General features: G+C 50.1%; 14 protein-coding genes. All 14 read right to left on the bottom strand.

Annotated elements, in window-relative coordinates:
* Positions 1–128 precede the first annotated feature (128 nt).
* Positions 129–365, bottom strand: a complete 237-nt coding sequence (locus HP552_RS19660) for a helix-turn-helix domain-containing protein (protein ID WP_175397113.1) — start codon at positions 363–365, stop codon at positions 129–131.
* Between the two features lie 224 nt (positions 366–589).
* The gene (locus HP552_RS19665) at positions 590–1,462 is read right to left on the bottom strand and encodes a sugar phosphate isomerase/epimerase family protein (protein WP_175397114.1); all 873 of its coding nucleotides are present in this window, start codon (positions 1,460–1,462) and stop codon (positions 590–592) included.
* A 12-nt stretch (positions 1,463–1,474) separates the two neighbouring features.
* Positions 1,475–2,350 carry a sugar phosphate isomerase/epimerase family protein gene (locus HP552_RS19670; RefSeq protein ID WP_175397115.1) on the bottom strand — a complete coding sequence of 292 codons (876 nt, stop codon included), beginning with the start codon at positions 2,348–2,350 and terminating at the stop codon, positions 1,475–1,477.
* A 201-nt stretch (positions 2,351–2,551) separates the two neighbouring features.
* Positions 2,552–5,650, bottom strand: a complete 3,099-nt coding sequence (locus HP552_RS19675) for an alpha-mannosidase (RefSeq protein WP_175397116.1) — start codon at positions 5,648–5,650, stop codon at positions 2,552–2,554.
* Positions 5,647–7,959: a glycoside hydrolase family 3 N-terminal domain-containing protein gene (locus HP552_RS19680; protein WP_175397117.1), complete on the bottom strand. Its 2,313-nt coding sequence runs from the start codon at positions 7,957–7,959 to the stop codon at positions 5,647–5,649. The genes HP552_RS19675 and HP552_RS19680 overlap by 4 nt, the downstream gene beginning before the upstream one ends.
* A 48-nt stretch (positions 7,960–8,007) precedes the next feature.
* Entirely contained in the window at positions 8,008–10,221 is a 2,214-nt protein-coding gene (locus tag HP552_RS19685; RefSeq protein ID WP_175397118.1) for a helix-turn-helix domain-containing protein, read from the bottom strand.
* Positions 10,222–10,399: 178 nt separating this feature from the next.
* Positions 10,400–12,037 carry a type 2 periplasmic-binding domain-containing protein gene (locus tag HP552_RS19690; RefSeq protein ID WP_175397119.1) on the bottom strand — a complete coding sequence of 546 codons (1,638 nt, stop codon included), beginning with the start codon at positions 12,035–12,037 and terminating at the stop codon, positions 10,400–10,402.
* A gap of 131 nt (positions 12,038–12,168) precedes the next feature.
* Entirely contained in the window at positions 12,169–13,077 is a 909-nt protein-coding gene (locus tag HP552_RS19695) for a carbohydrate ABC transporter permease (protein WP_153976530.1), read from the bottom strand.
* A gap of 15 nt (positions 13,078–13,092) precedes the next feature.
* Positions 13,093–14,070, bottom strand: coding sequence for an ABC transporter permease (locus tag HP552_RS19700; protein ID WP_175397120.1), 978 nt, complete (start codon positions 14,068–14,070; stop codon positions 13,093–13,095).
* A gap of 314 nt (positions 14,071–14,384) precedes the next feature.
* The gene (locus tag HP552_RS19705; RefSeq protein WP_175397121.1) at positions 14,385–15,797 is read right to left on the bottom strand and encodes an alpha-L-fucosidase; all 1,413 of its coding nucleotides are present in this window, start codon (positions 15,795–15,797) and stop codon (positions 14,385–14,387) included.
* A 363-nt stretch (positions 15,798–16,160) separates the two neighbouring features.
* On the bottom strand, positions 16,161–17,219 hold the full coding sequence (locus HP552_RS19710; RefSeq protein WP_175397122.1) for a Gfo/Idh/MocA family protein: 1,059 nt from the start codon (positions 17,217–17,219) through the stop codon (positions 16,161–16,163).
* 214 nt (positions 17,220–17,433) lie between these two features.
* Positions 17,434–18,300 (bottom strand): sugar phosphate isomerase/epimerase family protein, encoded by an 867-nt coding sequence (locus HP552_RS19715; protein WP_175397123.1) that lies wholly within the window; start codon positions 18,298–18,300, stop codon positions 17,434–17,436.
* A gap of 104 nt (positions 18,301–18,404) precedes the next feature.
* Positions 18,405–20,162 (bottom strand): glycoside hydrolase family 35 protein, encoded by a 1,758-nt coding sequence (locus HP552_RS19720; protein ID WP_175397124.1) that lies wholly within the window; start codon positions 20,160–20,162, stop codon positions 18,405–18,407.
* Complete coding sequence (locus tag HP552_RS19725; protein WP_175397125.1) at positions 20,143–21,624, bottom strand: alpha-L-fucosidase; 1,482 nt, start codon at positions 21,622–21,624, stop codon at positions 20,143–20,145. Before HP552_RS19725 ends, HP552_RS19720 begins: the two co-directional genes overlap by 20 nt.

A 21,624-nucleotide genomic window follows, 5' to 3' on the forward strand; every position in this document is an offset into this window, starting at 1 on the left:
TCCTTTTTTAAGCAATACCCATTCCTCTCACATCTTATCCCCTGTTCTAGACCAGGCTGCCTGCATCAAATTACAAAAAAACAACCACTCTCCCGATACACATGTCGGTAAAATGGCTGATATCAGGATCATATGGATTTATTCGTTTTGACGATGTCGTCAACCTCGCTTTTCAGCAACAGATACCTGTGTACGCTTCGCATAATTGGCACCTTGGTTAACTTGTTCTTATCCACGTACAGTTTCATTTGATCCTTGGATAAACCGAGCAAACTGCCTGCCTCCGAAACCGTCAGTACAACCGCCGGGTTTGTCGCATTAAATGTTTTCTTCACCTTCTGATTCCAGTCCTCGAATACCTGCATAGATCAGCGATCTCTCCCATCCATAGCCAGTACTTTCCCAGGCTGAATAGATTAAGTATACCATACTTGTGATGATCGTAACTTCATCCTTACATAGAACCAATTTATGTTAGCTTTGCGAGAGTATGCCCGGCAATGAGGACTGCATCAATATTGTCAAAAAAAACGCGCCAAAAGAGCCACTTCCATATAAAGTGGCCCTGATACTGAAATAGAATAATTGCTTATGCTTCTTCCCAAAACCGGCGCAGGTTGTCCATGGCGATTTTGGATGCGGATTTGCATTCTTCCATGCCTTCAAATTCCACCGTGATGTTTCCGTCATAACCGGAATCCTTAATCAGTTTTACAATTTTGCGAATCGGAATATCCCCATGTCCAACAATGGCTCCACGCAGGAAATTACCATTGGACGTGGTAAACCACTCTCCTGCCCCCGGATGTTCGTCATACGGGCGGAAGTAGAAGTCCTTAAAATGCACCAGAGAGGCATAAGGCAGGTTCTTCATGACTCCAATTATCGGATTCTCATCCACACACATGAAGTTGCCGATATCCAGTGTGGTTTTGAAATTGGGCCGGTCCACAGCCTGCAGCACCCGCTGCACACGATCGCTCGCCTGAACACTGAAGCCGTGATTCTCAATCGTCGTTGTGATGCCAAACTGCGCGGCATAATCGGCAATAATCTGGCTTCCTCGAACCATGAGCGGCAGATGCTGCTCAAACCAGGCAATGGTCATGTTTTCCTTTGGCAAAGTAAATGCCGTGACGTCATGACGCATATGTTTGACACCCATTCGGTGTACCACATCGATATGCCTTTTGACCCGAGCCATCTCTTCTTCAAACGCCTCCTCGGTCTCCTGTACAAAGTTGGCTGGCATCGAGTAGTTGGACAGCTCAATGCCTGCGGAAGCCGCTCGCTCCCGGATCGCATCGGCAAGCTCATGGTTATCCTCCACCGTGTAGCCGTACGGGACCATTTCCATATGCTCGCCACCATTTGCCGCAATCCAGTCGATCACATCCAGAACCGTCATTTCTCCCGACTTCAAATCGTTCAACAAGCTATACGTACTCAGGCCCACTTTCATCTTCTCAGCTCCCTAGCGGTATTGTTTGATGAATTCAACTGCCTTGCGGATGTCCTGTTCAGGCTGGTCGCCCACTTCACGTTCAATCGTCAGGTACCCTGTGTAACCAATCTCCTGAAGGGCTGCAAAGTAACGGTCAAAATCCACACTGCCCTCTCCAAGCGGCACCTCGCGGAAAAAAGTCCCCGACGATACCATGTCGGCAATCTTCTCATGGTCCATAGGCGCGTAGCCCACCGCACCGTATACGTCCCTTGGATCCACTTCCCTCAGGCGCACGCCATCCTTCACATGGGTATGCACGATGTAGTCCTTCAGCAAACGAGCCCCTTGGACCGGATCATCGCCGGTCACCATCACCATGTTCGCCGGGTCAAAATTGACCGAAACCCCATTCGTCGAGAGGGTATCCAGAAATCTCTTCAAGTCGGCTGCCGTCTCCGGTCCTGTCTCAATCGCAAAGTATGCACCAGCACTTTTGGCATACTGGCCCAGCTCTTCACAAGCTGCATGCAGTGTTGCATACACTTCTGATGCAGGATCATGTGGAACAATTCCAATGTGGGTCGTAACGATATTGGTGCCAAGATCAAGAGCCAGATCAACGATTCGTTTGGACTTCTCCACTTTCCACAGATTATCTTCCTTCACCTGAAATCCATGGCCACCCAGATCGCCAACCAATGCTGAAATTTCCAGACCCAGAGAATCAATATAACTTCTTAGCTCCTTGCGTGCCGCAGGCGACAAGTTTTCAGGATCCATCTCTCCCTTGACGGCGTAGATCTGCACCCCTTCTGCACCCACATCCTTGGCTTTATTCAGCCCTTCACGTACACCTACTCCGAAGCTGTCCACGATTACACCGATCTTGTTCGTTAATGTCATGTCATGCCCTCCCGCTGAACTCGAATTTTTCAAAACAGGATACTGCAAGCCCTTCTTCAAGACATGCTCGCAAATGGTAGAGAAGCGACTCTACCTCATCATAACTAAAGTACGAATCGCCGTCACATCGAAAGGCAATTTTGTTACAGTATTCTACTTACGTGTATGTCCGACGTTGTCATCGCTATACCCGTCTAATCCTCAATTTACCGATACAAGCTTCACCGATTTAATCTCATATGGTTTAAACGTCAGTTCGAATGCTCCATCCTGAGAGGCCAGTTGTTCGATTTCGTCCTCCAGCAGATTGATCATGGATGCCTTCACATGCTGATCTCTCCACTGAACCCGAACCGTCTCCCGACCTCCTGACGATTCATAGAAACGAAGTACCGTTCCCGAACCATCTTCTGAAGCCTTAACCGTATCCAAAATGACATGCTCACTCTGGTAATCAATCCAGGCATGTTCAGCAGGTAATACGCCCGCATGTCTTCCTGCTGCAACAGTCTGTACCGGATGATTCAGCTCTATCGCCCGACGAACGACCCCGGCGGTCCGCCAATCTCCCTCATGTGGCAATAATGAATACGTAAATTCATGCTCACCCTGATCAGCATGTTCGTCCGGCCACCTCGGAGCACGCAGCAAGGACAGCCGGATCGTCTGACCCTTGATGTCGTATCCATACTTGCAATCATTCAGCAGGCTTACGCCGCTATTCCCTTCGGAGACATCTGCCCATCGATGCCCGCAGACCTCAAACTGTGCCTGTTCCCAGCTGGTGTTGTTATGTGTCGGCCGCTCCAGCGAACCAAACGGGATTTCATACGTTGCTTTGGCAGACACCAGATCCACCGGAAAGGCTACTTTCAGCAGCTTATGACTTTCCTTCCAATTGACCTTCGTCTGGAAATCGACCCGTCGCTGGTGACGGTAAAACACGATATCCTGGCTGATGTCCGAATCGTTCAGCTTCCAGTGAAACCGCAGTACATCCTTGGTCGCTCCTCGCTGTACGATCTCTCTCGAGATCAGCTGCACCTTGCCTGCAAGCTGAGATTCGAACCGGGGATCAATATCCCAGGCATCCCAGTACGTTGGTTTGTCATGGAAAAATTGCAGCTCATTCGCCTTATCCCCCGGCTTCAGCCAATCCCGCTGCACCGATTTGTCATACCACCTTGTGATCTCTCCCAGTTCATTAAATTCAACCCTGTAGAATTCCGTTTCCCATACGGAAGGGAAAGTCTCATCCATTAACACAGCCGGAACAGCATTCGTGTCTGAACGAAGCCATATCGTGGTGTAACCAAAAGCCGGAATGGATGGAATAACGACAGACAGAGTCCATACGTCTTCCTTTTGCACCAGATCACAATCCAGACGCTTCCCCTGCTGATCAAACGCCGCCAAACCACTTAGCTCAGCTCCACCGCTAATGGTCACCACTTCTTCGCGCTCCCAGCCCAGACTGTTGAAAAGGATATACGGCATACCGTCTGATCCTTCTGTTGCAATGCGCTCCGCAAGGTGGCCGAGGGTATTGTCCAAAGCCGATGTCCCCAGTTCAAATACCTTCGTGTACTCTTCCGTGGACGTGACATATGCTTCCGGGATGGACGTACCAGGGATAATATCATGAAACTGGTTAAGCATAATCAGCTTCCAACCCTCATCCAGGGTGCTCTTCACCCAATCTGCCTGAGCCCCGGCAAACTGCCCCCAAATCTCAGCGTCCCGATACAATACCTCTGCCTTGCGATTGCTTCGTTTATTTCGGGCATGAGTCGTATACGTTCCACGATGCAGCTCCAGATACAAGTCGCCATGCCATTTCGGCAGTGTCGGATTGTTGGTTGAAATTCCTTCGAAAAAGGCCTGCGCTGTACTGAATGTACTGATCGGCTGTCCAACCATGAACTGGGCCCGCTCCGCGAACTCGACCATCTCATGCGTAACCCCGCCCCCACCATCTCCATGTCCATAGAGCAGCATTTGCTCCGGATGAAGATCCTTCTGTTTATAGGATTGCCAGTGTTCATCCACATCCTTGGGCCGCGTATGTTCATTCACCCCATGGTTGAGATACGCCAGCACCGAGGTGCCATCAATGCCTACCCAGTCGAACAGGTCGTACGGAAACGCGTTCGTGTCGTTCCAATTGAGCTTGGTGGTCATGAAATACGGAATATTGGCGAGCTGCAGCATCTGTGGCAGGGAAGCACAGTAGCCGAACGTATCCGGCAGCCACTCGATGCTTGAGCGTTTGCCAAACTCCTCCTGATAGAAATTCTGTCCATACAAAATTTGCCTCACCAGAGACTCACCACTCGGAATGTTCAGATCAGGCTCTACCCACATGCCACCGACGAGCTCCCATCGACCTTCGGCAATACGAGCCTTGATCCGTTCATAGAGATCCGGATAATGCTCCTTTACGAAGGCATATAGCTGCGGCTGGCTCTGTGAATACACAAACCCCGGGTATTCGTCCATCAAGGTACACATCGTGGAGAAGGTACGGCTGGACTTGCGCACCGTTTCGCGTACAGGCCACAGCCAGGCAATATCAATATGTGACTGTCCGACCAGATGCATGAAACCATCCCGCTGTTCTTCCGTATCCTGTTCCTGTACGGTATGTGCAAGCGACTGCTCGAAGCGCTTTACCCACGCTCCCTCAACCCAACGCTTAGGCTCGTTGTACATCTCATCCATAACCTGATGGATGGCACGAACCAGCCGATTACGCTTCAAGTCTTTCTCCGGCAGTGCCTTTAGCGATTCCGCAAGCACCGTCACGCTGTACATCAGGCTTTGCAAGGGACGATTAATATGTACCAGGGCTGCACGTATCCCACGGATCGGCGGCTGAATGACTGCTTGGCGATTCAGTGGGTCATGTGGTTCCGGAATGGGGTCATACAGTTCAATCTCCAGCAGCGGTGATGCTCCGACCCGGCTCTTGGGGAGTGGCACCAGCCAATGATTGCGATCCAGTCCGTGATACGGCTTGCCGTTCACCTTTAGCAGTCCTTCACCACCAGCTTCAAAGGTCAACCCAATCGCATGATCCTCCCAATCGCTCGGGATTTGAAGAAGCTTACTCATAAAATAAGTCGTTCCGTGTGTGCTGTGAAGGGGATCTACAGATTGGGCAGAGGCTTCTTCCTGCTCCATCCGGTATTCTCCAGGCCGTATATATTTGGCCTTCTGCATCTGCCATTCTGGCAGCTCCACCTTCTCTAACCATTGCTGCTCAGCCATATCCTTTATAAAACGCCCAATGCGAATCATGCTTGCCCCACCTCACTCTGCACTTGTAAACTGCATACACTCCATTCCCGGGAGTTGCGACCAACCATCAAACGAAACTTGCCTGGCTCCACCACCCACTGATGACGGGAGTTCATGAGTTGCAAATGTTCCGAATTCACGGGAAATGTGACGGTTTGGGTCTCTCCAGGCTCCAGGTGAATCTTGCGAAAACCCTTAAGTGATATTTCAGGTCGGGTGACTGAAGCTGCCTCATCCGTTATATAGAATTGCACAACTTCAGCTCCGGCGACCGTTCCGGTATTTGTGACCTCCACCTGGACTACAGCCTCTCCCTCCGGCTGGATGACTTCTGGCACAACCCTTACATGATCATATTCGAATTCGGTATAGCTAAGCCCAAAGCCAAACGGATACTGCGGCTCCAGATCCGTCTCCAGATATCTCTTGCCTCGGGTACGTCTGGCATTGTAAACCACAGGGAGCTGGCCCACATGCTTGGGAATGGAGATCGTCAGACGTCCGGATGGATTTACATCCCCAAACAAAATATCTGCGACCGCATTGCCGCCTTCTTGTCCCGGGTACCAAGCCTCCAAAATGGCATGGACATGCTCATCGATCCATGGCTCTGCAATCGGCCGGCCGTTAATGTACACAACAACCACGGGTTTGCCCAGCTTATGTACCTCCTGGACCAGTTCCAGCTGGACACCCATGAGATCTAGCGATGAACGATCGATGCCCTCTCCGCATTCCATATCATTCCACGGATCATCCGTAACAACCGATGCACCTGTCCGCAGGTCAATCGTGCCTTCTCCAAAGTCGCGTGCGCTCGATCCGCCCATGACCATGACAATCACGTCGGCCTGTTCAGCACAAGCGAGGGCTTGAGCAAAGCCCTCCCTGGAATCGCCTTTGATCCGGCAGCCAGGCGCATATAATACGTGGTCCGCATCTGCACCAAACTTTCGGCGTATGCCGTCAAGCACCGTAACGATCTGTCCACTCGGCTGTGGAGAGGTGTAGTCTCCCAGCTGGTTATACGTATGATTTGCATTCGGGCCAAGTACAGCGATCTTCATATTCGTCTTGCTTAGCGGAAGGATGTCCTTCTCATTTTTGAGCAAAACAATCCCTTCCTGGGCCGCCTTTCTGGCCAGCTCCACATGCTCTTTACAACCAATCACCCGCTCTGCGAAGTCCGGATCAACAAAAGGCTGCTCGAACAGGCCCAATCTAAACTTCATCTCCAGAATCCGCCATACCGCCGTGTCCAGGTCCTGATTACGAATCAATCCTTGCTCCAGTGCCTGCGCCAGATGTTTACGGTACATGAATCCGGACATCTCCATGTCCACACCTGCCTGAAGGGATTGAGCTACAGCCTGCTCCCCGTTCTCGGCTGTGTTGTGTCCGTTGACCAGCATCTGAATGGCACCAAAGTCGGTAATAACAAAACCTTCGAAGCCCCATTGTTCTCGCAAGAGATCATTCAACAGATACGTACTGGACGTGCAGGGCACGCCATCAATTTCGTTGTACGCCGTCATGACAGAGCAGGCCCCAGCTTCCACCGCTTTTTTGAAAGGTAGCAGATCCACTTCATGCAGCTCCCGCAGGCCCATGTGTACCGGAGCCGCATTGCGTCCACCTTCGGAACTTCCATAAGCCGCAAAATGCTTCAGCGTTGCGATAATTGTCCGGTCAGAATCAAGCCGCTCTCCCTGTAATCCCCTGATTGCTTCCACGGCCAGTTCGCCAATCAGATATGGATCTTCCGCAAAACATTCTTCGGTCCGTCCCCATCTCGGGTCACGCACTACATCCAGCACGGGTGAATAGGTTGCTGCCCCGCCCTGGCTTCGGGTCTCCACAGCAATTGCTTCACACATCTTGCGGTACAATTCCGTGTTCCATGTGCTCCCTACGGTCAGCGGAACCGGAAATACCGTTGCCCCAATCGCCATATGGCCATGCGAGCACTCCTCCCCAAACAAAATCGGGATGCCCAGACGCGAATTTTCAATTGCATAGCGCTGAATTTCATTGGTGGCAGCGGCCCCTTGTCTCGGGGTTAACCCCGTCTCCAGCGTAACTTCGGTCCACGGATCAGCACGAAGGACACCGTAGAGAGAACCAACACCACCCTGCGCGATATTTTCTTTGAATTCCTCCGTAACCTGTACGGTGCCATCTGACTCTTTCCGGTACGTTTTCCAGCCCATCGGCTGAATCAGTTGACCGATTTTCTCCTCGGTAGTCATCTGCTCAAGTAAATTCTGTACCCGTTCGGGGACAGGTAACGAAGCATCTCTATAATCCATGTGCACATTCTCCTTATGCATTTGGCTTGGTTTGCAGTTACATTGAAATCAAATGGCTTTTCGGTAATCACTCGGCGCTACACCCACCACGTTCTTGAAGGCTCGGTTGAATGAATTGTAATTCGTGTATCCCACTTCTTCACTTATCTCCTGAATGGCCTTGTCCGTCTCCTGCATCAATTGCTTGGCCTTCTCAATTCGCTGGCTAATCAGCAGGTCCACAAACTTCTCACCAATCTCATCCTTGAAAAGCTTGCTTAAATATTTCGGGTTAATATCGAACAGATCACTTAGATAATTCAGCGACAGATCGGGATTGTTATAATTCTCCTCGATATACTTGCGAATCTCCAGAATATGTGTCCGGTGTTTCTTGGTACAACGCAGCGTCTGCAGCTGCTCGGCAAGTTTTCGGAACCCATCTCGGCACAATTCCCGCAGATCTTCAGCTGTCTCCCAATCTTCAAGATTGCGAAGCAGATGACCCATGACCTCGGCCCACAGCTCGTGGTACTCACGCGGCAGCTCTGCAAATTCACGGTTCACATGTTGGAACAGCAGCTGGATCGTGTTCAAGATTTCCTGACGGGATAACACCGAAGCATGGATCTGTTCAAACAGCTTGTCAAAATGCTTTTCCCAATCGTCATCAGACAGCCGCATCGCCTGCACTAACAGGGATATCGTCCTCAGGAACTCATACACGTCATTGGTTGAACTTGGTACATCCCCACACGGAATGATTCGGTTCAAACCCAATACCGCTTTGTAATCCAGCGCACGGATTGCTTCCTTGAAGGAAGCCCTGAGGCCGCGCAGATCGACGGCTACCCGCCCAATTCCAATGGTCACCGTGAAGTTCAAATACTGCTCAACCTGCTCCAGGTAACCGGACAACAGTCTGCGCTCGCTCTCCTCCGGCTGCGGCGTCTCCGGCAACCATAGGATGGCATACAGGCGATGGTCCGAGATCCACTCGGCCCAGACCTCGGTATTCTCCTTGCGGGCGCTCTCCTGCAGGATGCTGGATAATACAAATTTCAGAAGAGACTGGTCCTGCACATGGTATTCTTCGATAAAGCGGGAATAGCGATCAATCTCCACGACCATTACAGTCCATCTGTCATCCAAACGTGGAAGGTTGAATTTGTTCATCTCGGCTGCGAGCTCATCACCAGTGAATTCCTTCGTCCCTTCCAGCAGCTCCTGAAAGAAGTATTTTTTCTTCAGAATCAGATTCTCTTCGTACTCCTCCTGATACTGCTTCGTCTGGTCAATCATCTGTTCCAGCGTCGTCTGAATAAAACGGAACTCGTTCTCCTTGGCATAAGTTATGCCTGGCTGTTTCTGTGAGGCAACGGTTTCGATTAACGTGACAATCTGCTGAATCGGCTTATAATTTCTGCGAGTTACATAGATCACCCATGCCACACCAATCAAAACAACAGCCACAGCGAATACAAACCAGATATTGTAGAACTTCAGTGCAAATTTGACGACTTTGCCGTTGTTCAGCCCCGTCTGCACCTTCCACCCGCTGTAACTGGATGTAAATTCAGAGAAGACTTCACCGGAAGAGGCTTTTGCTGCGGGCTCTTCCGCCATGCCACCGTCCCACAGATTGCCACCCGAGCGATTGAATATGTTGACGAAAGTGAATTCGGGATCATACATCTGCATGATGGACTTCTGCAGCGTTTGCAGATCAACATTCACCACGATCAGGCCTTTTCCATTGCCAACCCCGCGGATCAGTGTAATCACCTGTTTCCCTTCCTCTGTGGGAAAGGCTTTGAAGGATCTTCCCCCCACCCATTTTTGCGTCTCTGCAGCCCGGCTGTCTTCGATAAATGCTGCATCCGGGAATTCTTCAATAGGCACGGGCTTGCCGTTGCTGAACACCTTGTCATCCTTGTACCGGACCATATAAATGGAATCGATCAGCGGATATTCTATTTTCAATTCGTCAATAACCTGGATGGCCTGGATTCCGGCATATACATCATCGCTTCCGGTTACCGCGTAATAATTTTTCAGATTGGAATTGGTTAAAATCTCGCGCAGCACCTTGAAGTCAATGGAGCGCAGTGAGTTATCCAAATACTGCGTCACCTGTGAAGCCAGGAATTCATTGGCCTTTAGCGCCTCTTTGCGGTTTTGTTCGTTGAAGATCTGGAAGAAGATAATGAATAAAATTGTAGTTACGATAAAAAAAACAGGCAGATACGAAAGCAGCAAACGTCTAAACCAATTGTTATTCATCCCCGAGGTCCCCCCACCACTGTTTATCAACATGCTGCAAGACGACAACCACTCGCTCTGGTCGCTATTTTTCTAAAAATAATCCGTATGATATCGGATGAAGTGGGGTTGTCAAAGGATAAGACTGTCCCGGTCACGGGTGACTTCGGGACAGTCTCGATCATACATCCATCAACTATTATTGATCCTTCTCAATTGCACGCTGGTAGATCTCAAGATAATTGCTGAGCCCCAGACCATCGAAGCCTTTGACATATGAATCCCATTCCTTATCAATGCTCTTGCTGCCGATAATGAACTGCGCCATATTGGTCTGCACATAATCCTTAATCGCGGTGGTGAGTTGTGCAGCCGATTCCGTATCCTCCGGACGGATAAATACGTTTGCCGGATACACTTCTTTTGGAGCATAAGGTTCATACACATTGGTCGCTTGAGCCAGACGAGTACCGTAACCCTCTGCCTCTAGCGGGTTCTGACCTTCTGCGAACAGATTGCGGAACGTATTGGACAAGTCATGCGCTCCGATTTGGGACCAGCTTTCGTTAACGATAACATTCGGGTCACGCTCAGGCAGGTTGTAGTAGCTGTATTTGGCAGGCTCACCATTGATGTTTTTCTCATCTGCATCAGCCTTTTTCCACCCCTTGCCCTCTGTTGGACCGTACTCCGCGTACAGTGCACCCTCTTCACTAAACATGTAATCCACAATTTTGATGGCAGCAATCTGCTGTGCCTCTGTCGCTTTGTTGGTGATTGCAAACTCAAACTCGCCTACGCTTTGTGTAGCGCCTGTTGTCTGCACACCGTCCGGCCCTTTCAATGGAGGAACGATCTCCCAGTGTTGGTGACGGGTAATCTCTTTGTCATAAGTGTTCACAAGATAGCTGACCAGCGCCGTTGTAATGGAGCCAACCACTTCGTCGCCTTCCTTATTCCCCAGCTGTCCAATCGCCTGATCGTTCTGCGTGAAGGAAGCCGGATCAATCAGACCTTCCGCATACAGCTTGTGCATGTACTCCAGTCCTTTCTTCCACTCCTCCTTGTTCGCTGCAAAATCAACCTTGCTATCGTTCACGATCAGATATTTGTCATTGTCATTGTATATAAAGCTGTTCATCAGGTAAGCATCAATGTTGCCATTCCATACGTACTTGTTCGGTGCACCCGTGAGTGGAATCTCATCGGCTTTGCCGTTGCCGTTGGGGTCCTGCTCTTTGAACGCCTTCAGAACGGTGTAGAGTTCATCCGTCGTCGTTGGCATTTTCAGCCCCAGATTATCGAGCCATTCCGTGTTGATCCAGTATTTCTGTGCATACGTACAGTGGTAACATTCATTGAAGATCGGCAGGGCATAGATGTTGCCGTCCGGAGCTGTAATGGCTTCTTTGAAGTATGGCTTCTCTTCCATGACCTTGGTCAGATTTGGGCCATATTCCTTAATCAGATCCTGCAGCGGAAGGAACACGCCTTGTTTTCCATAGTTCTGAAGATCTGAGGTGGTGAACTTGCCGTGAAGGAACACTTCGGGATAATCACCACTGGCCAGCAGCAATTGTCTGCGGTCCTGTAATGCGTCCGTTGGGGCCAGATCCCATTTTAGGGTAACATCGAACTTGTCCTCGATAAATTTGGTGAACTCATTTTCTTCCATGGGCGCTTTGCCTTGCGGGGCAAAGAAGGTCATCGTTACAGGGCCACCGCTCTCGCCGCCACCATCGCTACCTGCGCCCGATTCTTCGGATGAACCGCATGCGGACAACAAAGCCATCGAAGCAAAGACCAGAAACAACATCGAAATCCAAGATTTTCTCAATCTGACTCCTCCTTTTTGTTCAAAACGGCTGGCATACAACTCATTTACTGCACTCGTTTAAAATCGATCCCGGAAGCCGGCGTGTTCCTTCCACCTCCTTTCAAGAGGCTAGCCGGGCATCATCCTATGGATTATCCTTTGAGGGAACCAACCATGACCCCTTTGACAAAATGCTTCTGTACAAACGGGTACATGATCAGAATCGGAATACTTGCGACAACGATCAATGCATATTTCAGTACCTGCTCAAACCCTTGATCCCGCATTTGTTGGCTCGTATTGGCAAGCATCGCCGGGTCAGCCGCGTTCAAGATGAGCAGATTGCGAAGTACATATTGCAGGGGGAACAACTTCTCGGAACGCAGATAGATCAGTGCGTCAAAGTATGCATTCCAGTGCCCTACGGCATACATAAGCGTCATGACCGCCAAAATGGGCTTCGATAACGGAAGAACCACGCTGATCAGATACCGGATATCCCGGCATCCATCCATTTCTGCAGCCTCTCCGAGCTCTTCCGGGATGGAAGACTGGAAGAAGGTTCTCGCTACGATGACCTGGAACACCGCGAGCGCTCCTGGCAGCCACATGGCCCAGCGTGTATCCAGCAGGTGGAGGTCCTTCATCAAGAGGTAAGTTGGTATTAGTCCTCCATCAAAGAACATCGTAATCATCATGAAAATGATAATGGCTCCTCTTCCGTAGAACGACTTGCGTGACAGCGGGTAGGCGAGCATGACGGTAAGCGCCACATTGATGAATGTCCCTACAACGGTATAGATGATTGTGTTATAAAAACCGAGCATGAGCTGCTGGCTTTTGAAAATGGAGATGTACGCCTTGATATTAAAATCTACCGGAAACAGCCACACCTGACCGGATGTAACGGCTCGTGAAGAGCTGAACGACGAACTGATGATATACAAGAGGGGGTAAAACACCGTTAGCAGTATGGCGAACAAAAAGATATAGTTGAATGTCATGAAGATGCGGTCACCGAGCGGATCCTTGATCCGGTTACGATTAAACAGATTGAACATGGATGAGCTCCTCCTTTACCACAAGCTGTTCTGGGATACTTTGCGGGAAATGCCGTTGACGATGACCAGCAGAATCAGGTTGATAATCGAGTTGAACAATCCGACTGCCGAGGAGAAGCTGAAATTCGCTCCGATCAGACCCACCTTGTACACATACGTGGAGATCACCTCCGAAGCGCTTGTGTTAAGCGGATTCTGCATCAGGTATATCTTTTCAAAGCCGACGCCCATAATGCTGCCCAAACTCAGAATCAGCATGATGACGGTGACCGGGACGAGCGTTGGAAGGTCGATGTGCCAAATTTTCCGAAGCCTTGAAGCACCGTCCATCTTTGCCGCTTCGTAAAGCGATGGATCCACGCCTGCAAGGGCCGCGATATATATGATGGATGAATACCCCATGCCCTGCCACACACCCGACCAGACATAGATCGATTTGAAGTATTCCGGAATGCCCATGAAGTTGGTCATCGGGAAGCCGAGCAGTGTAAACAGCTTGTCTACCACACCCACATGCGGGGAGAGCATCAAAATGATAATGGATACCATCACGACCGTGGAAATAAAATGCGGAGCGTAGGTGACCATCTGCACGGTCTTCTTAAAGTAACCTGTTCGGATCTCATTCAGCGCCAGCGCAAGCAGGATCGGGATAGGGAACCCGGCGATTAAGGAGTAGAAGCTGATGCCTATCGTGTTTTTGATCAGGAGCCAGAAGTTGGGGGATTCGAAGAACGCCTCAAAGTGTTTGAATCCAACCCACGGGCTTCCCCAGATTCCTTTGACCACACTGAAATCCTTGAAGGCAATCTGTACGCCAACCATCGGGATGTACTTGAAGATCAATAAATACAATACGGGGGGCAGCACGAGCAGATACAGCTCCCAATGCTTCTTGAGGCTTTTGATGAATGGATGCTGCCTTTTGGGCTCCACATGATTCCTTTGCTGGAGTTCCAGCTTGGCGGGTATGCTTTCCGTAGCTCGACTCATTTGCGTCACTCCTTCTACACCTCAAGTGTAATAATACATTACATTTACATCTCTTAAACATCCTTTTTTTCGCTATATTCTACGTTCTGGCATTACCTGTGTTAGTAATAGTGTCAGGTAACGCTTTCTTATTTCGATAGTACATTGAACCGTGTTTTTTTATCAATTCGTAATTTTCTCCCACCTCTCCATATTCTATAAACCCTTGCGGCACAAGCGTTTACGTGCCCTTATTATCAGGAATTCCACCCCCATTTGATTGAATTAAAAAATCCCGGAGGCCACTATTTCTCCCCCGGAATTCACATGACGTTCTATTTGCCTGTTACCAATCTGAACGTATGCGTGATGGGTGTTTCTCCAGAAACAGTAGACTGTGGCAGATCCACGACAAGTCCGTTTTCTGTCTGCTGATACGAAATTACGTCGTTGGTGCCAACGAGTTCGACTCGCTCTACCTTTTCCAAATAGGGAATGATGATTTGTGGTTGTACTGCCTCATTCTCGTTTCTGTATAAACGGAAGGCATACACCGTGTTGATATCTTCCTTCTGCGTAAAGGCCCAATCCTTCGTAAAGTACGGTCCGCATATCCGGGTTCCATAGATCCCCTCTCCGTGGGTAGCGAGCCATTCACCGAGTGTCTTGATACCTCGAATTGCCCCTTTCGGAAGACGTCCATCGGGTTGTGGTCCTACATTCAGCGCCAAGTTACCGCCCTTGGACACGACCTCAAGTAGAATATGTGCCAGCTGTCTTCCCGATTTATACTGATCATCGAATCCGAAAGCAAAGGAATTGCCCACTGTGATACAGCTCTCCCAAGGGATGTTCATCGGATGTTCCGGGATGGTCTGCTCAGGAGTGACGATATTCTCATATGGTCCACCTACCGTGCGATCTGCTGACAGGAGCCATGGCTGTGTGGTCTGACGCGCCCGCTCCACGACTTCTCCCAGCCGAATATCCTGGCCGTGGCGACCCTCACGCACCCAACCGGCATCCAGCCACAGACACTCGATCCGTCCGTAATTCGTCAGCAGCTCCATGATCTGTTCATGCGTGAACTCCACGAATTTCTCCCACAACCACGGGTATTTATGGGGATCATACGATGGCCCGCGCCACATATGACGTCCACGTTCCATGCCCGGGGCCCAGTAATACGGGGTATGCCAGTCCGCTTTGGAGAAGTACGCTGAGATACCGAGTCCTTTGGCCCGAAAAGCATCAAATAACGCTCGACAGATGTCCGCATACTTATGGGTATGAAAAGGCGTGTCCTTACCCGTGATCCGGTAATCCGTCGTCTTGGTGTCCCACATGCAGAAACCGTCATGGTGCTTGGTCGTGAACAGGAAATATTTGAACCCGTTATCTGCCGCCATCTGTGCCCATTCCTCAGGCTGGAAGCGAATCGGATTGAAAGTTTTGTTCAAATCAAAATACTCTCGTTTGAAGTCTTCCATGTCATCCGTCCAGTCGATGTCATCGCGCGACCAATCGCCATCCTCATCACTTAGTGCCCAGGACTCCACGAGGCCAAGCTGGGAATAAGGACCCCAGTGCATCATCAGCCCCAGCTTCTGGTCCTTGAACCACTCCAGCCGCTCTAGGAGCAGCGGATCTTCCGGCTTGACCCATTCATCCTCTTTGCTAAAATTGTGTACCCCGGCTTCGACGATCTGTTCTTCCTGTTCCAGCACCACGTCTTTGGTTTCGCTCATCCCGTTCATCTCCTTTGGATTAAATGTCATAAGCTGAATAAATAGCTGTACACTGGACCACTGCGCGGTCAGAACCATCTTCCGATCGCTGTTATCCCCGGATTTTTTTGACTCCCTTTTTCCAAAGGGAAAATCCGGGGATAAAGGCGAGCGCTTCGCTTCTCAGATTGGTTCTGCCCTCTCCGTTATCGTGTAACGGTTTAGTTCAACATATAAGGACATGTTAAGTCTCGTCACTTCGTTCCCGTTTCTTCAGATCGGTTCTGCACTCTCGGTTTGCATAAACGTTAGTTCGACAAGTACAGGCATGATGAACCCTGGCTACTTAGAGTGTGATCCCTTCTTCCGATCACGGAGCCACTTTCACAGTGAAATTTCGCGTCCCTCGCGTGCTGACTCGTAGATGGCGCAGAGCATTCTCATCACTTCGACGCCGTCCTCTACCGGGCTAAGCGTTTCCTTACGGCCCTGCGTACTGTCGATAAAATGGTTAATTTCATTGCGGAACGAACCCATGAAATGGAATGATTTGAAATCCACCTGCGGGGTCATGTTCAAAATAGTATTGAATTTCTCGCCAATGATCGAGATTTCCGGCTCCAATTCGGCACCGCCTTTGTCACCATATAGTTTGACCGAGGTTTCATCCGCTTTGGCATGAAGCGTGAAGCTGACATCCACAAGCAGACTTGCACCATTCTCGAAACGAATCAGGGCATTTGCCATATCCTCGACGGTGTTCTGTTCAGCGTCATAGTCTGCAGCCTTGTAGAATGACAGATTCTTGATATTGGCACGATTTCCAAGGCGATTGGACACGTTGGCAGAGACGGATTTCACCTTCGGTCTGCCCATCAGATACCAACAAATATCGATGACATGTACACCAATATCGATCAGCGGGCCGCCGCCAGAACGATTGATATCCGAGAACCAGCCGCCCGGGTTACCGAGGCGACGCAGGCTGGACGCTTTGGCGTAATAGATCTCACCCAGCTCACCCGCGTCAATAAACTTCTTCAGAATCTGCGCATTGTTGCTATAGCGGCGCACAAAACCAACCTGCAGCAGCTTGCCGCTGCGATGAACGGCCTTCTCCACTTCGAGTGCATCCTCCACCGTTTGGCAAAGCGGCTTCTCACACAGCACATTTTTACCCGCATCCAGTGCGGCAATGCTAATCTCCGCATGGGAGTCATTCCATGTGCAGATGCTGACGGAATGGATCTCGGGCAGTGCGAGCAGTTCCTTGTAGTCGGTAAATACGTGAGGTGCATCATATTGCTTCGCCACTTCTGTGGCACGTGCTTCATTCAGGTCGCATATGGCGTATATTTCAACTTCAGGATTGCTGGCATAGGCTTGCAAATGGCAATCGGATATTGATCCGGCACCGATGACGGCGACTTTCAATTTGGACATTGTGCTGATCCCTCCATAAATAAATGATTATTGACACGCTACCACTACGCTGGCAGAACAACCTTCCGATCGCTGTTATCCCCGGATTCCTCAATCCACTTTCTTAAAGGTGGGAATCCTGGGATAAAGGCGAACGCTTCGCTTCTTCAGGTTTTTTCCGCCCTCTCCGTTGCTCTGTGTAATTCATACTTTCATTTAAAACAAGTACTCAGCACTATGCCTCTTCCCATAGGCGGCGGACGTTATCCATTGCAATACGCGAGGCGGTTTTGCAATTTTCCATGCCTTCAAATTCAACGGAGATATATCCGTCATACCCGGATTGTTTCAGCACACGGAACACCTCAGGCATGTCGATATCACCATGGCCCACAATCGCACCGCGCAGGTAATTGCCGTGCGAGGTTTGGAACCAGCCTTCGCCGGGATTGCGGTAGGAAGATCTCCAGTAGAAATCCTTGGCATGCACGATTGACGCGTAGGGGATGTTATTTTTCACCGCACTTACCGGATCTTCATCCACACAGAGGAAGTTGCCGACATCCAGCGTGGTTTTGAAGTTTTCCCGTGCCGTTTCATGCAGCAAACGTTGAATTCGCTCGCTGGACTGCACATAGTACCCATGGTTCTCCACACTCGTTGTGATTCCAAAGCCTGCAGCATAATCGGCAATCCGCTGACAGGCCTTCACCAGAACCGGCAGATCCGTTTCAAACTGTGCTAAGGTCCCTTCTTCTGCAGGGCGGAACGCCACATCATGACGCATCAGCTTAACTCCTAACGCAGCAGCCACATCCACATGTCGCATCACATTCTGAATCTCTTGTTCCAGCGCTTCGGCGTTTTCCTGAACAGCAAAGTTTGCGCCGATGGCGTAATTGGAAATGTCGATTCCGACTTCTTCTGCCGTATTTTTAATTTCATCAATCAACTCCGGATTGTCGACCAGACTGAATCCCATCGGTACTATCTCCACATGTTCCCCGCCCTGATCGGCAATAAATCGAATGGCATCCGGCACGGTCAGCTCTTTGCGATCCAGTGCTTGTTGCAGACTGTAGGTGCTGAGTCCAACTTTCATTTTTCCTCATCCTCTCCTGTAGTCGATGTCCATACCCAACGTATACCTTTTTCCTGCAGACACGACAATTCTCAATAATCGTTTGCTATACTATTTTCCTTTTCCTAGCCCAAATCCGGTGTATCCACAAATGTTACTGCCTGATCGGTCGTCTTATGAAGCTCGAATAAAATAATTTCATTTTCACCTTGGCGAAGGAGCGGTGCGGGTACATACAACGTTTTTTGCGGTCCTTTATCCCAGTAGCGCCCCAGATTGAACCCGTTTACATAAACAACGCCCTTGGTCCAGCTGTCCAGTCGCAGAAAGGTATCCTGCGTTTCATCGACTCGAAAGCTCCCCCGATAAAAGGCTGGCCCCTGTGCTTCAGAAGTTGCGCTGCTGAATTGCAGGCCTGACAGATCCGTCAGCGGCAGACAATGAATCGTCCAATCGAACAAAAATTGAAAGCCATGCCGCACCCCCTCCGTAATCCCCTTCGGATCCCTCAGGTACGGCCCATAATTGATTCGCCCCATATTTTCCACAAGGATCATTATTTCCGCACCCTCTGCAGGCACTTCGAATGATACCGACAATGCTGTATTTCCGCGTTCCAGCACGCCCTGAAATTGCCCATCAACAAACACCAGTGCACGGTCACGCACCTCCTGAACCACCAGCTCCTGTCGCTCCCTCGGGCCGGATATCCGGGTTTGATAACAAATAAAGCCATAATCCTGACCGAACTTCTCCATCGGTTCCGGATTGGTCCGTTGAACCGGAACGGATAACCGGCCCAACTGTCTCAGCAGTCCGGCCTGTTCCGTCAACTCCACTCGCCCATAGGCGATGGTGCCCTTCGGTTCAGGCAGTACAAGCTCTCCCATACTACTGTCGCTATACCGAGCAATGAGCTCACGCACGGCATGGAATTTTGCTGTCGGCTCCCCAGACTCACTGAGCAGCGAGTCGTAGTCGTAACTTGTAATCGTAGGTTCATATTGATCCTTTTGCTGACAGTTCGCCCCGTTATAAAATCCGAAGTTCGTTCCGCCATGAAACATATAAAAGTTGACCGAAGCTCCTTCTCGAAGCATCTCTTCAAACACACTAGCTGCATCTGCAGCTTCCCTGGTATGATGCGACTCTCCCCAGTGGTCGAACCAGCCGTTCCAGTATTCCATGCACATCAAAGGTTCATCTGGCTGATATTCACGCAGCTTGGCGAAGGCACCCTTTGTCCCTGATCCAAAATTGACTGTAGCCAGATGCCCCGGTACCGATCCGGCCTGCAGCATAGGGTCTGTCGGTCCGTCGGAGGTGAACAGCAGCACATCCATGCCGCGTCGCATCATGCCATCACGCAAATATTTCAAATAATTAGCATCGTTTCCGAAGCTGCCGTACTCGTTTTCAATCTGCATCGCAATAATTGGCCCGCCATTGGTGCTAAGGAGCGGTTTCAATTTGGGCAAAAGCACATCATAATAACGATCCACATTCGCCAGAAACTTCGCATCATGACATCGGAGGCGAATTTCATCATCCGCGAGCAGCCAGGAAGGCAATCCTCCGAACTCCCACTCGGCACATATGTAAGGACTCGGGCGAACAATCACGTATAGACCCACATCTCCTGCAATTTGAATAAAACGTTCCAGATCGGCCATACCCTCAAAACGATACTGCCCCGGCTGTGGTTCATGGAAATTCCACGGTACATACGTTTCCACCGTATTCAAACCACAGGCTTTCAACTTCAGCAGTCGATCTTCCCAATATTCAGGGACCACCCTGAAGTAATGAATGGCTCCTGAATAAATTTGAATGGGCTCGTTATCATAAATGAATTGTGACCCTCTATACGTCAGAACCGCCATATTGCGTCCCTCCCCGCTCGCTCAGATATATGCCGAGTCCAGACAACGTAGGATACCATCGTGATTCATGAATGGTCAGCCGAATTTTTCTTGATGTGACCTTCGCAAAACAACAGATTCTCTTATATCCCACTACCGTTCCCGTGTAGACCTTATTCCAGGCGCCATCGTCGCTACAAACTTCCAGTGCAAAACGCTCAATCCGTTGGCCTGTCTGGATATGCTCCATCAGCACCACCCGGTCGAACGTCTTTTCCGCCTGTAAATCAATCTCAATCCACGCCTGTTCTGTTCCTTCATGTGGACACCAGTAGGTATCTCGTTGTTCGGTCAGCATTTCCGATACTGCATGTTGTTCGTCCATCGTCTCTGATGCTTCAGCCAACGCCTGCAACGCCAGGTTATCCTCAAATGTGGTGCGCAGGACATCTCCCAACTCCTGCAGCCGTTTCACATCATGTTCGTGAATGAGACCACGCGTGTCTGGCGGCAGGTTGAGCAGAAAGCTGGCATTTCCCCCCACTGCGCCGTAATAGATGGTGAGCAGCTCTTCCAGCGTTTTGACTTGCTTATCTTCACTCGCATGATAGAACCATCCCGGACGGATTGATGTATTGACCTCGGCAGGATACCAGATCAACGGGTCGTCTTGGTCACGAATGACCTCTCTGCTTCCCAAATCACTGTCCTGCGTATTGATCCTTCGGGCAAATTCTCCATCATCCACCTGCTGAGATTGCTCCTGGATCTTCTCATTATCCTGCATATGTACCGGCACAACACTCCATTCCGAGTCTCGCGTATGCCCCGCCTCATTACCACACCAGCGGACATCGGGGCCACATACCGAAATCACAGCTTCCGGCTGGAGCTCACGAATGAGAGCATAGTAAGCTTCCCAGTCATAGACCTGCCTTTTGCCATTCGGACCTTCGCCGCATGCCCCGTCAAACCATACACAGAAGATGTCGCCATAATTCGTGAGCAGCTCTCGGAGCTGATGGAGGAAAAATTCGTTATACCTCTCCGAATCCCCATAGGACACTTCATGGCGATCCCAAGGAGACAGATATATTCCGAACTTCAAGCCGCTCTCACGGCAGGCTTCGGCAACTTCTTTTACCAGATCACCTGTGCCATTTCTCCACGGGCTGGCTGCGACGGTATGCTTCGTGGCCTTGCTTGGCCATAAACAAAACCCGTCATGATGCTTGCAAGTTAAGATTAGTCCTTTCATTCCAGCGGATTTGCATGCCTGCACCCATTGCTCCGCGCTCAGCTCCGAAGGATTGAAGATGGCCGGATCTTCTTCGCCGGTCCCCCACTCACGATCCGTGAATGTATTCACCGTAAAATGAATAAATGCATAAAACTCCATCTCCTGCCACTTCAGCTGGCGCTCGGATGGCGTGACCTGCGCTGCGGACTTGATCCAATCAGCTGTTTGCAGTCCATGATTCAT

Source organism: Paenibacillus xylanilyticus (assembly GCF_013359935.1).
Classification (GTDB): domain Bacteria; phylum Bacillota; class Bacilli; order Paenibacillales; family Paenibacillaceae; genus Paenibacillus; species Paenibacillus xylanilyticus.

Excerpts from the sequence above, each read along its gene's own strand:
- HP552_RS19660 (WP_175397113.1), bottom strand. The coding sequence starts at position 365 with ATGCAGGTATTCGAGGACTGGAATCAGAAGGTGAAGAAAACATTTAAT.
- HP552_RS19665 (WP_175397114.1), bottom strand. The coding sequence starts at position 1,462 with ATGAAAGTGGGCCTGAGTACGTATAGCTTGTTGAACGATTTGAAGTCG.
- HP552_RS19670 (WP_175397115.1), bottom strand. The coding sequence starts at position 2,350 with ATGACATTAACGAACAAGATCGGTGTAATCGTGGACAGCTTCGGAGTA.
- HP552_RS19675 (WP_175397116.1), bottom strand. The coding sequence starts at position 5,650 with ATGATTCGCATTGGGCGTTTTATAAAGGATATGGCTGAGCAGCAATGG.
- HP552_RS19680 (WP_175397117.1), bottom strand. The coding sequence starts at position 7,959 with ATGGATTATAGAGATGCTTCGTTACCTGTCCCCGAACGGGTACAGAAT.
- HP552_RS19685 (WP_175397118.1), bottom strand. The coding sequence starts at position 10,221 with ATGAATAACAATTGGTTTAGACGTTTGCTGCTTTCGTATCTGCCTGTT.
- HP552_RS19695 (WP_153976530.1), bottom strand. The coding sequence starts at position 13,077 with ATGTTCAATCTGTTTAATCGTAACCGGATCAAGGATCCGCTCGGTGAC.
- HP552_RS19700 (WP_175397120.1), bottom strand. The coding sequence starts at position 14,070 with ATGAGTCGAGCTACGGAAAGCATACCCGCCAAGCTGGAACTCCAGCAA.
- HP552_RS19705 (WP_175397121.1), bottom strand. The coding sequence starts at position 15,797 with ATGAGCGAAACCAAAGACGTGGTGCTGGAACAGGAAGAACAGATCGTC.
- HP552_RS19710 (WP_175397122.1), bottom strand. The coding sequence starts at position 17,219 with ATGTCCAAATTGAAAGTCGCCGTCATCGGTGCCGGATCAATATCCGAT.
- HP552_RS19715 (WP_175397123.1), bottom strand. The coding sequence starts at position 18,300 with ATGAAAGTTGGACTCAGCACCTACAGTCTGCAACAAGCACTGGATCGC.
- HP552_RS19720 (WP_175397124.1), bottom strand. The coding sequence starts at position 20,162 with ATGGCGGTTCTGACGTATAGAGGGTCACAATTCATTTATGATAACGAG.
- HP552_RS19725 (WP_175397125.1), bottom strand. The coding sequence starts at position 21,624 with ATGAATCATGGACTGCAAACAGCTGATTGGATCAAGTCCGCAGCGCAG.